The sequence below is a fragment of the Paenibacillus sp. FSL R5-0341 genome, from assembly GCF_037975235.1.
In the GTDB taxonomy this organism is placed as follows: Bacteria; Bacillota; Bacilli; order Paenibacillales; family Paenibacillaceae; genus Paenibacillus; species Paenibacillus amylolyticus_A.
This window is the reverse complement of record NZ_CP150241.1, coordinates 2,904,921-2,917,876: the sequence shown is the minus strand read 5'-3', so window position 1 is coordinate 2,917,876 and position 12,956 is coordinate 2,904,921. Positions and strand designations below refer to the sequence as shown.

Sequence of the window (12,956 nt, the reverse complement as noted above, 5' to 3'; positions counted from 1 at the left end):
CTACTCCCCTTTCCATGGAATTTTCACTAGAATGCACAACCCACCCAGCTCACTTCGCTGCGCTGTAAGACCATAGGCGGCCCCGAATTTGATTCTTAAGCGCTGATTCACATTCATGAGTCCGGTTATCTCTTCGTTTCCATGTTTCCGCTCTGTTTCCTCGAAGGCAGATTGCAGGTAATTCAAGGTTTCATCTGTTAATTGATCCCCATCATCCTCAATACGAATGGACAGGTATCCCTGGACTTGTTGGTATGAAAGCTGTAGAGTACCTCCCTGACTACGCTTCGCAAGTGCATGCTCGAACACATTTTCTACGATTGGCTGGATGATGACTCTGGGAATCGAAATCATTCTGTACCTCGCATCCAGATCCTCCAATTCCAATTGAATCCTGGAACCAAACCGAATTTTCTGAATCGATGCATAGACCAGCGCATGGTCAATCTCAGCCCCTAACGATACTTCGCTATGGGAATCCCGGGACATGTATCTGAAATATTGACCCAGATAGTCGGTGAATTCCTGAATGAGCTCCACATTCTCCACTTCCGCCATTTGCTTGATGCTGAACAGACTGTTGTATAAAAAGTGAGGTTGAATCTGGGATTGCAGATGTTTGAGTTCTGCCTCACTTGTTCGAATCCGTGCAACATAATTCTCATCGATCAAAATATGTAAGCGCTCTATCATATGGTTGAATCGAGAGTACAAATAGCCGAATTCATCCCTTCTGGATGAAGGAATATGTACGCTTGTCTGGCCCTGCTCTGCCATTCTGAATCCTCGAATAAGTACCGATAAAGGTTGATGAATCGATCTGTAAATTGAAAACGAGAAGATGATAATGATGACAATCGACATAAAGGTCACCATCCATAACCACAATTTGTATTGTTCCAGTGGTGCCCTAAGCACATCTTGTGGAATAGTGGCTGTCAGCGTGAACGAGTGATCCTTATCATGTAATGAATAATAGAGATATGGATCAGATTGAAACTTCGTAACTTGCATGGACTCGGACGGTTCAGGCGAAACAGTTCGAATCGGTTTTACAGGTGCAGACTGCTCAGATGAAGAGATCACCACATGCTGCTGTTCACCGAAACTCAGTGTAATCTCACTTTCACCCGTTTCCGACAGCTGTTGCAATCGGTGTTTCAATTCTTCAGCAGACAAGCGTATTCCTAATATGAAATTGGGCGGTTCCTCATGGTTCATGTTATATGGATTACTTTTCAGGAAATAGAGATCTTTATTGGAATGCGATAATTCGCCATTCAGATTGCCCATCGTGGCGAGCAGATTCTTCCACTCGGTATCCTCCACGTCCCGAATTCCGTCCGCCGCACTGACCCGTTTATGCAGAGCGGGAACGTAATACACGACATCACTAATGTAAGGACTCGTTACCATGATCTGACTCAGCTTGTTGTGGATATTGTTCAGACTGGACGTAACTTCATACCTGCTCATAATCGCGGCTCGTGTACTTAGCGTGGACATGGGTTCATCAAATGAAAATTCGGTCACCAGCGCACTCATTCGCTCCAATTCGAATTGCAGATGATTATGGTAGAAGTACAATTTGGATTCATGCGCCTTCTCCACCTCCGTCTGCATTTGTTTGGAGCTGACTTGCGTAATCATAATGCTTATCCCATACAAGGGTAGAATGACCAGTACAAAAGCAATCATCAGTTTGACAACAATGGATGACTCCCTCCATCTCCCCCGGATGAATCGCAATATTTCCCTCCTCCTCTCCTCACTCTCTTAAATTGCAAAAAAGGAGCCAGAAATCGGCTCCTTCCTCCCAACGGTTTTTCCTCCTATCGATCTTATCCCTTTACACTGCCGACAACAAGCCCATGGACGAAATACCGCTGCAGGAACGGATACACGAGCAGGATCGGAATAACGGACAAAAAGATCTGGGAAGCTTGAGTCGTTCTATCCGATACCTGACTTAAGAGCGTCGCATCCTCCAGCGTCATCATCTCGCTCTGGATCATCGTCACCTGCTGTAACATGGACTGAAGATACGTAGCGAGCGGATAGCCTTCTGGACTCTTCATGTAGATCATGCCATCGAACCAGGCGTTCCAGTGTCCTACCATGGCGAACAACGTAATGGTTGCGATACTTGGTAGAGAGATCGGAAGATAAATGCTCCATAGTGTGCGAAAATGTCCTGCCCCATCCATCCAGGAGGCTTCTTCAAGCTCCTTCGGCAAACCTCTGAAGAAGTTGAGCATAAGGAGCACATTAAAGATCGGAACGGCACCCGGCAGAATCAGAGCCCAGATGGAATCCAACAGCCCCGCTTCCTTAACCACCAGATAACCCGGGATCAATCCTCCACTGAACAGCATGGTGAATACAAAAAGCCAGGCATAGAACGTTCTTGAACGGAATTTCGCAGCCTCTTTGGAGAGCGGATAAGCTACCAGAATCGTAAAGATCAGATTGGTCGTAACCCCCAGAACTACACGAAGAAGGCTCGTGCCGAAAGAGTTCAGGAACTGCTGATTTTCCAGAATGTATTGATAGGAGGACAATGTAAAATCCACAGGCCAGAATGTGACACTCCCCGCTTTGACCGCATCACTCGAACTAAAGGAAATCGCTAATATATTCACAATCGGGAACAGGCATAACAAGGCAAGAATCGTCAGGATGACGTAGTTAAACCCTAGGAACCACCGATAGGCTCTTGAAGCGTGGTGCATGATTCTGCCTCCTTTCTAGAATATCCGATAATTCGCAAACCGATAGGCCAAGAAATAACCAAGTCCGATAAAAATGAAGGAAACGACAGATTTGATTAGACCCAACGCTGTCGATACAGAATACTGTGCATCCTGCAAGCCGATTCGGTAGATCATCGTATCCAGAATATCTCCTGATTCATATACCAATGGATTATAGAGGTTGAACACTTGGTCAAAGCCGCCGTTGAGTACGTTACCCAGACTAAGCGTTACCATCAAAATTACGATCGGGCGAATGCCTGGCAGTGTAATATGCCATGTCTGTTTCCATCTTCCTGCACCATCCATAACAGAGGCCTCATACAGAGACTTATCAATATTAGTTAGGGCAGCGAGATAGATAATCGTACCAAATCCGAATTCTTTCCATTGATCTGTAATAACAAGTATGTAAGGGAACCACTCATTACTGGCCAGAAATTGAATCGGGTCAATCCCCACAGCTTTCAACAACATATTAACGATCCCGGTGCTTGGAGATAACACATCCACGATGATTCCCGCCAGAATAACCCATGAGAAAAAGTGAGGCATATAGATTACGGTCTGAATCGTTCGTTTAAAACCTGTCTTGCGAACCTCATTGAGCAATAAGGCTACAAGTACCGGAATTACCAAGCCGGAAACAATTTTCATCGTCGATATAAATACCGTATTCCATACAACCTGCGAGAATCCCGGTAGATCGAACAGGTACCTGAAATTGTCCAAACCCACCCAATTCATATTTTTGAATCCGGCAATGGGAGAGAAATTCTGAAAGGCAATAGAAAGTCCCGCCATCGGAATGTAACCGAATACAATAATAATGAGCAGTCCAGGCAGAATCATGAGATGAAGCGGAACGTTTCGGATAAATTGTTTGTAGTTGGAACGCATAAGCTGACTCCTCCTTCAACGTTTATTATAGGAGCAGCCAGATCACCGCAATAGTGTGGGCTATTTACTTTGGGTATCTTTTGTTGACTCACTCCCCTGGAACGCCAAAAAACCGCGATATCCGCGGTCTCTTGTTCACGCTATAGATTTAAATCAGAATATCCAAAACTAATACATTCACTGAATGAGCAGCTAAATTAACCACCACCGATGTATCGGACAGTGTGATCTCCTGTTCTTGGGGAATCACTTTCTCATCATTCTTCTGATTCACATTTGGCATATGCACCAAATGATCTTCTCCAGTAAGCGTGATCAGTCTGGCTGAAGCATCAACCTTCAGATCCTGAAGGCAAATCCGGGTTGATTTATCCACACCATCTGCATTGACCAGTTTAACATATACATGCCCTGCGTCTTTTGTCACAGAGTGGAATACTTCACGGTTGTAAGCTTCCAGCTTGTAATCCAGAATCTTGCTGGTATTGCGACCGTCTGTATAGGAGCAGATCAGATTCTTTCCTGTGTCCCCACCATAGTTAACCGTGATCGTATAATCGGTCCCATTCTCCAGTGGTTCATAGTTGGCCGCTCTCAGGTTACCTGCTGCCGAACTGGATGAATAATCTCCCAAGATGTAACCTTCGATCCCTTGTTTGTACACCTTCACTCCCGTGGCATTTCCACCGTAGCTGATTGCGTACTCAATGACATCCTTATTCTCGGGCGTGATATCCATCAGTCCCACACCGATGTAAAAACCATCCTCACCCGAGATTCGTTCAGCCTCAACGCTCACTTTGTAGTTGCTCCATTCGTCATTCAGCAGGTACAATCCATTCAATCCACTTGATTGTGCCTTCAAAATGATCCCATTCCCTGCGATTAACGTGTATCCTTCCGATCCAGGAATCTGTCTCCATGCCTCACTAGGCTCTGTACGTTCCCTGAAATCTTCATCAAACATCATACTGCCATCCACATTGGACGTCACCGTGACTCGTTTCACTACGATGTCTGCATGACCTGTTGCAATTTCGATACCGCCACGCGGAATGAGATTCAACGATTTGCCTTTGCTATAGGTGGAGAATGAAGTCTCAAGCACCTGATCTCCTACATGTTTTGCAAAAAGCTGCTGTACATAATAATTCGGTGTATACCACACCGTTTCATCATCAAACCAGATGCAGTCCGGCGTCCAGCGGTAGGTACCATCCGTCAATACTTTATTGAACAATGGCGCATACGCAGCCAGGCGAACAACGTCCGCATTATTTTCAAATCCGGTCATGATCGCAGCTTCCGCAACCGCACCTGCCAGCGTATTTTTGTCCGTGGAAGCATACTCTCCCACAAATACTTTGGATGTTTCTTTCCAATCAATACTTCCGTCTTCATGATAAGCCCGATCATAGTAATTGTACCGATCCGCGTTGTTCAGCAAATATTCATTGGATCGATAGTAGTGCTCATCCGCAATAGTATCCATGTAATTGTCCTGATTCTCATACCAGGTTACCGTCTCCTCAATCACCTCTGTGCCATCTGCAAAAGCAACCTGAGCTGATCCGGTCAGATTCCCGCTGAGGAATTTCCATCCTTCCTGGTACGCATCATCATCCGCCTGAGCACCAACCGTCGAGATAATGTGCAGTTCATGATCAGGATAGTTCCGTTTCATGTAGTCATCTATCGAACGTTTGAATACTTCGAAGTTGGCAAAAAATTCAGTGCCCCAGTTCTCATTGCCTACGCCCAGATAACGAAGATCAAACGGTTCAGGATGTCCCATCTGGCTTCGTACCGCTGCCCATTCGTTGTGTTCAAAGTCTGTACTGAGCGCAAAGTCGATCAGGTCTGTAAAATTCCGGATATAATACTCCCTTAAAGCGCCACCCGCAGGGTGAGCGTAATCCGATCTTGCCTGACATAACACACCGCAAGCCATGACTGGAACCGGAGCGGCATTCAGATCTTCCGCCAGTTGGAAGTACTCCATATAGCCAAGCCCCATCGTCATCATGTAACCCCAGACATTATAATTCTCTTTGCGGAGCTCAACCGGACCCACAGAATCCTTCCAGTCATATACGTTATCCCAGATGAAAGATCCCTCCGAGATACATCCTCCCGGAAAACGCAGGAACTTCGGATGCAGATCTGCGAGTGCTTGGATTAGATCTTTTCTCAATCGATAGTTCGGATTACCTGTATAGTTGGCATGTGCTGTAGCCGATATTCCTTCTTCTGCCGGATCAGCTCCCCATACATTCTGAGGGACTAAGGACACCATATCGATGGAGATTTCACCTTCAAACGTAAGTGCCAGTTGACCAAGTACGGTCTCGGTTCCAGTCAGAAGCAAAGCGTATTTCTTCCATGTGTTCCCGCCTTCAACATGTAGCGTTACCGAATCACTGATGGAAGTGTCACTTCCATTCTGTAATTGAACGGTGATCATTCCTGCCGATTCTGCTTTTGCCCATACGGTAAAGTCATACGATTCACCCTGCTTGATGGACATGGCACAATGCTGGTTGGAGTCTGAGAATCCGCGATTTCGAATCGTTGCCCCATCCTGAACCGTTACATAATAAGCATTGACTTCAGGGTCTTCCACGTTAAAGTGAACGTTCAGTCCATCCGTATGCTGTACGAGCATTTTCTCCGTATCGCCTGACCAAGCAAACAAAGGCTCACGGTTTCGCCCTGTCGAACAACCACATTCTCCAGAGTCATGGGAGTACGTATCGAATGCAAAGGATTCAAATGATCGATTTTGAACAAGCTCTGCATAGATTCCGCCATCTGCCGCGTTATTAATATCCTCGTAGAAAAGCCCATACATGACTTCACTGATGTCTGCCACCTTCTGATCCCCATGAATGGTGACCGTATAAGGCGGGAGATGCGCCGGCACAACAGACACGTCAAAGCTTTGGCTCAGCTTACGATCTCCTCTGTTCAGAAGCGCACGGAGCGTAACCTCTTGTGCCGATGTGATTGCCTGAACCTCTCCGTTCTCGGACAAAACTTCCGGCTTACTGGAACTCCATTCAACAGACACTTTACCACCCAGCAAGTCTGCAGGTAATGATACATCCTTGGTGATAATTCGGTTGGGGAAGGACAAGTACTTGTCTGCCGCAAGCTTCACAATCGCTTCATCTGTCAGTGACTCACACATCACTTCAATGACTTCATCCATGGTAAGTGCTGCCCCATAGATCCGAAAGTCGGATAACGAACCTGCAAAATCCACATCCGCTGCATACTGGGAACGTCCGATATAATTCTGGCTATAATTCTCAGGATCGGTGAACGAATCAAACCATTCGCGCAATTTGGCATAATTGCCACTGGATGTCTGACTAATGGAACCGTCTGCGGCCTTCTCCCCATTCACATATACAATCGGCCCCGCACTGCTCAACGTTCCCCCTTGGCTGCCTGCCACAGAGAGTGCAATGTGCAGCCATTCTCCACTTGCAACTCCTCGACTTGGGTGGACAACCAGATTATCGCCAGCATATAACGTACTCAGGAGCTGACGCGTCAGAAACACATACGGCCCCTTCTCCCCTTTACCAAAGTCAAAAATGCGCTCCCACACATTGGACCCTTTGCCGAGAAATACCCAAGTTGCAATAGTAATTCCCGTGTTATCGCTTACATCACGAAGCAGATCCGACGGTAATTGCAGATAAGAAGTTCCATTCGATCCCCCGTTGAAAGTTACCGCCGATCTTCCTTTTAACTCGGATATGACAGGGGGTAACTCGCCTTTTGCCAAACTATCATGTCCGTTCCCGGAGCTGTCTTTCCCAATCTGAACAGCATCTTCGAACGTGTATTGTGCGATTAATTGGTTTTGATATGTGGTCATGTTCTTACCTCCTATGTAGTTTGGAATTGTCGTTACTGAATACTCGCCTTTAATTCGTATAAGTATAAAATGATTGATAAATAGTTAAACACCTAATCTAAACGTAATAATATCCCATCACATAACCTAATTTCAATCCTAAATTTGAGAATAATACCTGTTTTGTTTGAATGTAATGAGCCTTATCAGCTCTTCCCAGCTCTCTTCATTTATTTATTTTAGTCTTATAAACATTACATTTATGGTTTACAAACATATAAACCAATTGATAATATAACAAATGAAAGCGCTTGATATATTTAAATACTCAAAGGAGGTCTGCCGAACCTTATATCGTGTGTTGCCAAGTATCGGGTTATTTTCATTCCGGGAATTAGGAAAGGGGAAACGTATGAAACGTTATTGGGTACGCGTACTTAATATTTCTGTACTAAGCACCACTTTACTTACTGCAACAGCTTTGGCACCGGTCTCGGTGTTCGCAAATGGTTCAGGGGCAACCGTGGGTAACTCGCAGACTTCCATCACACCTATCGCAAATCCTGCTCCATCATTCAAAAATGTTTCCGTTCATGACCCTTCTGTCATTAAGGTGGATGATACGTTTTATATTTTTGGATCACACCTGCAAGTGGCCAAGTCCAAAGATTTTCTGAACTGGGATCTCGTCGCCTCTGGTGTTACGGATAACAACCCTGTTGTCCCCAATGTAACCAAGGAATTTGCTGAAGCGCTGGAATGGGCACAGACGGATACGCTATGGGCGGCAGATGTCATTCAGCTCGCGGACGGCAAATTTTATATGTACTACAATGCTTGTAAAGGGGATTCTCCCCGATCAGCCCTCGGAATCGCTGTCGCAGATAACATCGAAGGACCTTATAAGGATCAGGGCATTCTGTTGAAATCTGGCATGTGGGATCAGATCAGTGAGGATGGTACCATTTACGATGCAACGATTCATCCCAATGTGGTCGATCCAGATGTCTTTTATGATAAGAACGGCAAGTTATGGATGGTGTATGGCTCGTATTCGGGAGGGATTTTCATTCTGGAGATGGATGAGACGACAGGCAAACCGCTGCCGAAGCAAGGTTATGGCAAGAAGCTGACGGGAGGCAACCATAGTCGTATTGAAGCCCCATACATGCTCTACAGTCCAGAAACCGATTATTATTATCTGTACCTGTCTTACGGCGGGCTAGGTGCTGATGGAGGATATAACATTCGTGTAGCCCGCTCCCAAACACCGGATGGACCTTTCCTCGATGCGGAAGGAAACGATATGATCAACGTTAAAGCGGACAAGGATAAACCGTTGTTTGATGATCGTTCTATCGAGCCTTTTGGAGTCAAATTGATGGGGAACTTCCTGTTCGAGAGACAGATCGGTGATCCAGGCACAGGCCTAGGTAGTGGCTATGTTTCGCCAGGACATAACTCTGCTTATGTTGATCCGGAGACTGGCAAACAATTTCTCATCTTCCATACTCGCTTTCCAGGGCGTGGCGAAGAACATGAAGTTCGCGTACATGAGATGCATATGAATGCAGATGGGTGGCCCGTTGTTTCTCCCTATCGCTATGCGGCTTTGGGAGAGGATACAACGCAACTAACAACTCAGGATATTGCTGGTCAGTACCAATGGGTGAATCATGGTAAGGACATCACGGCAGACATCAAGCCATCCCAGACGGTTCAGTTCACGGCAGATGGGCAGATTCATGGTGCTGTGACAGGAACATGGAGCCTTGGCGCAGACAACAAGGTTCAGATCACATCGAATAACGTTGTCTACAAAGGCGTTTTCACGCATGAATGGAACTCGGAATCTCAAAGTACGGTTCTGACCTTTAGCGCCCTCTCCTCCTCCGGGGTAGCCATCTGGGGAAGTCAAGGTGTTGAACGGAGCGATCAAGACATTGTAGATGCGGTGAAAAAGGATCTGAGCATTAGCAATACGGATCATGTGTTCTTCAACCTATCTTTGCCTACTAAGGGAACAAGTGATGCAGCGATTACGTGGAAAAGCTCCAACACTTCGGCTCTATCCGCTACAGGTGTAGTGCAGCGACCACGCGCTGGTAAGGGCGATGCCAAAGTAAAATTAACCGCAACGATTCGTAAAGGAACTGCGATAAGCTCCAAAACGTTTAACGTTATCATTCCACAGCAAGCGATAAGCCCGTTGCTCGGGGAGTATACTTTTGAACACAAGAAACTTGCCAAAGTCGCACAGGATTCCAGTAAAAATGAATATCACGGACAAGCTTTTAACGTGGTCAGTTCTGCTGCTGGTGGCAAAAATCAGGCTGCCACATTTAACGGGACAGACAGTTTCATCCAATTACCTGGCCTGATCACAGATACAACGGATTTCACGTTTAGCGCTTGGGTCAATTGGGACGGCGGCGGGTCCTGGCAGCGTATTTTTGACTTTGGAAATGGCTTGACGAGGCATATGTTCCTTACTCCCTCCCAGCATAATGGAGCGCTACAATTCACCATTCATAATGAGGGTCGGGATCAGAGTCTGATTGCCGCAAATCCACTGCCTTCCAAAGCGTGGGTTCATGTGGCTGTAACCCTTCAGGGTGATGTAGGTACTCTGTATGTGAATGGTACATCGGTTGCAAGCAGCTCTGAGATCACCTTTAACCCGAAAGATCTGCAGGTAACGGAAGCTTATGTAGGCAAGAGTCGTTATGCGGCTGATCCGTTCTACAAAGGCAGTCTGGATAACGTAAGAGTGTATGACAAAGCATTAACAGCCAAGGAAATCCAGCGTCAGGCCAAAGAAAAGCCTTAAGTCAGAGTCATATCATAGGCGCTGAGCCCCATAAGTACACACATCAATAAAGCAGCCACTGTATCGAACTGCACCCCATTTGTTAGAGATAACGAACAGGGGTGTTGCAGTTCATTTCATCAGGCTGCTTTATTGTCATTCCTTTCATGTATGCATTCATTCGTTCATCATTGGTTACTTTCAGAGATGGATCTTTGCTTCTCACTTCGGATAATGAATGACCATGTTTAATTTGTTCATCTTAATACCGGAGTTAACATAGGCATGAGGCTTGTCCGCTCCAAAACGAATTGACTCGCCTTGGTTCACCGTATATTCTTCTGTGCCTACCCGAATCGTAACTTTCCCTTCAAAAACAGTAATAAATTCTTCCGTACCTTCGATATGCGATTCAGCTTTCAACTCAGACTTTGGGTCCATCTCCATCATATATATTTCAAAACGACGACCCTCTTCAAAAGGAAAATGCGGATAAATCCGAACCCTTCCCTCATCCTCCATCAATACTTGAATATCATCGCCCGTTACAACAGTCGTATCTGACTTCGGCTCGTGGATCAGAGCAGTAAAGGAAATCTTCAAGCCATTGGCAATCTTCCATACGGTTGCAATCGATGGATTGGATTCGCCACGTTCAATCTGACCAAGCATAGTCTTGCTAATACCAGACATTTCGGCAACTTTGTCTAGACTCAGCTTTCTTTGTTCCCGAAGCTGTTTCAGGTTCTGCGCAAGAATACTATTAATGTTTTTCAAAAATCCATCCTCCTCATTTTATAATTATATTGTGCTATATAACGCACATATTGTACAATAATAAAGACCGTACGCTATAACGTACATTTCAGTTCATTATATCACACAACTAAGAAAACGTGGAGGAACCATGAACATTATACCTTTAGTGACCTATGCAATCATCGCTTCATTTACACCCGGACCCAACAACATCATTTCCATGACGCATGCCAGAAATCAGGGATTCCGCAAGACCCTTCCGTTTATTAGTGGAGTTGCAGCCGGCTGCTTGCTAATTATGTTTCTGTCCAGTTATTTCAACCTTATTCTTCATCAATATATTCCCAGGATCGCACCCGTATTGAACGTGTTAGGATGTGTGTACATGCTCTATCTGGCGCTCAAAATCATGCGAAGTAAACCTGCAAATTCGCAAGAAAACAAGGTCAATCATTATTCATTTCTATTTGGGTTCACCCTGCAATTCATCAATCCCAAAGTCATTCTGTATGGGCTTACTGCCATATCCGTTTTTGTTCTGCCTCTTGGACAATCCCATATTCAATTGATCGCATTCTCCTTGCTGCTCACCTTCATCGGTATTAGTGCCAATATGACCTGGGCGTTCGGTGGCATGTTATTCCAGAGCTTTCTATTGAAATACGAACGTCCTGTTAATATCGTGATGGGTATATTGCTAATCTACAGTGCACTGTCAATCCTGATGTAAAATGCAATAGAAAAAGCGTCCACTCATTTGATGAGCTGAACGCTTTTATTTTTATCCTAATTCCGGTCTCCACCACGGATGTATAGGATAATTCTCCGTATGAAGAACAACCTTCTCGCCGATTTTGGGTGTTGCAATCTTAACGTTCAAGGCATGTGCAGCCTTCGTAATTCGTTCAACCGGTTCATTCCAGGCATGATAGGCCAACGTAAATGCTGCCCAATGAATTGGAATGAGTAGCTTACCCCTTACGTCCAAATGCGCTTGCACTGTTTCTTCCGGCATCATGTGAATGTTGGACCAACGCTCGTCATATTGCCCGCACTCCATCAACGTTAGGTCAAATGGACCGTATTTATTGCCAATTTCTTTGAAATGAGGACCGTATCCGCTGTCGCCACTAAAGAACACTTTTGTATGTTGTCCAGCAATAACCCACGAACACCATAAGGTAGAATTACGGTCGAATAATCCTCTGCCCGAGAAATGTCGCGCTGGCGTACAAGCAAATGTTAAACCTTTGAACGATAACTCATCCCACCAGTTATACTCGGTAATCTGTTCCGAAGGCACACCCAGTTGAATCAGTCGACGACGGACCCCAAGCGGCACGATAAAGCGCTTTGTTTTATCCTTCAATCTGCGAATGGAGTCATAGTCGAGATGATCATAATGGTCATGCGATATAATGATTGCATCCAAAGCCGGGAAATCCTCGGGTTGAATCGGTAGATTCGTGCTGTAACGTTTGGTACCCACCCAGGATACAGGGGATGGACGATTGCCTAGCATTGGATCAAAGAGTAACCTGTGACCTTCGATTTCAAGGAAAAAGGCTGAATGGCCAAACCATGTAACCTGCGAATTATCGGAAGCACTGAATGAGTCTGCAGGTTCACATACCTCCATGGGCATTACGCCCACTGGCCTCCGCTCTACATTGCCACGCATGGAATCTCTCAATATACTGATCAGAGACTTGAAGCTCATGCCGGCCGATGTCGGGATCTGATTTTCATATTTTGTCATTGTGCATACCTTCTGTTCTATATAATCAATCTGTGATTCAACATTTGAAAAATATCTATTCATATCGTAGCTTTATATTAATTCATTGGCCGTTGATATTCAATTTTC

General features: G+C 45.4%; 8 protein-coding genes. 2 read left to right on the top strand and 6 right to left on the bottom strand.

What is annotated here, in order from left to right; genetic code table 11:
* From MKX75_RS13105 to MKX75_RS13090, 4 genes are all read right to left on the bottom strand, one after another.
* Positions 1-1,749 carry a histidine kinase gene (locus MKX75_RS13105; RefSeq protein WP_339169909.1) on the bottom strand — a complete coding sequence of 583 codons (1,749 nt, stop codon included), beginning with the start codon at positions 1,747-1,749 and terminating at the stop codon, positions 1-3.
* Positions 1,750-1,841: 92 nt separating this feature from the next.
* Positions 1,842-2,732, bottom strand: a complete 891-nt coding sequence (locus MKX75_RS13100; RefSeq protein ID WP_076330982.1) for a carbohydrate ABC transporter permease — start codon at positions 2,730-2,732, stop codon at positions 1,842-1,844.
* A 15-nt stretch (positions 2,733-2,747) separates the two neighbouring features.
* Positions 2,748-3,653 carry an ABC transporter permease subunit gene (locus tag MKX75_RS13095; RefSeq protein WP_047842804.1) on the bottom strand — a complete coding sequence of 302 codons (906 nt, stop codon included), beginning with the start codon at positions 3,651-3,653 and terminating at the stop codon, positions 2,748-2,750.
* A gap of 148 nt (positions 3,654-3,801) precedes the next feature.
* Positions 3,802-7,542 (bottom strand): alpha-L-arabinofuranosidase C-terminal domain-containing protein, encoded by a 3,741-nt coding sequence (locus MKX75_RS13090; protein ID WP_076330981.1) that lies wholly within the window; start codon positions 7,540-7,542, stop codon positions 3,802-3,804.
* 391 nt (positions 7,543-7,933) lie between these two features.
* Between MKX75_RS13090 and MKX75_RS13085 the strand changes: the two genes are divergently transcribed.
* Complete coding sequence (locus MKX75_RS13085) at positions 7,934-10,351, top strand: family 43 glycosylhydrolase (protein WP_339169907.1); 2,418 nt, start codon at positions 7,934-7,936, stop codon at positions 10,349-10,351.
* Positions 10,352-10,552: 201 nt separating this feature from the next.
* On the opposite strand, the gene MKX75_RS13080 is transcribed toward MKX75_RS13085, so the two are convergent.
* Positions 10,553-11,107, bottom strand: a complete 555-nt coding sequence (locus MKX75_RS13080) for an XRE family transcriptional regulator (protein ID WP_076330979.1) — start codon at positions 11,105-11,107, stop codon at positions 10,553-10,555.
* Between the two features lie 130 nt (positions 11,108-11,237).
* Here MKX75_RS13080 and MKX75_RS13075 point away from each other — a divergent pair, with 130 nt between their 5' ends.
* The gene (locus tag MKX75_RS13075; protein ID WP_076330978.1) at positions 11,238-11,819 is read left to right on the top strand and encodes a LysE family transporter; all 582 of its coding nucleotides are present in this window, start codon (positions 11,238-11,240) and stop codon (positions 11,817-11,819) included.
* Between the two features lie 51 nt (positions 11,820-11,870).
* Here MKX75_RS13075 and MKX75_RS13070 read toward each other — a convergent pair whose 3' ends face one another.
* Positions 11,871-12,848 carry an MBL fold metallo-hydrolase gene (locus MKX75_RS13070; RefSeq protein ID WP_076330977.1) on the bottom strand — a complete coding sequence of 326 codons (978 nt, stop codon included), beginning with the start codon at positions 12,846-12,848 and terminating at the stop codon, positions 11,871-11,873.
* Positions 12,849-12,956: the final 108 nt, after the last annotated feature.

Excerpts from the sequence above, each read along its gene's own strand:
- MKX75_RS13070 (WP_076330977.1), bottom strand. The coding sequence starts at position 12,848 with ATGACAAAATATGAAAATCAGATCCCGACATCGGCCGGCATGAGCTTC.
- MKX75_RS13100 (WP_076330982.1), bottom strand. The coding sequence starts at position 2,732 with ATGCACCACGCTTCAAGAGCCTATCGGTGGTTCCTAGGGTTTAACTAC.
- MKX75_RS13090 (WP_076330981.1), bottom strand. The coding sequence starts at position 7,542 with ATGACCACATATCAAAACCAATTAATCGCACAATACACGTTCGAAGAT.
- MKX75_RS13075 (WP_076330978.1), top strand. The coding sequence starts at position 11,238 with ATGAACATTATACCTTTAGTGACCTATGCAATCATCGCTTCATTTACA.
- MKX75_RS13095 (WP_047842804.1), bottom strand. The coding sequence starts at position 3,653 with ATGCGTTCCAACTACAAACAATTTATCCGAAACGTTCCGCTTCATCTC.
- MKX75_RS13085 (WP_339169907.1), top strand. The coding sequence starts at position 7,934 with ATGAAACGTTATTGGGTACGCGTACTTAATATTTCTGTACTAAGCACC.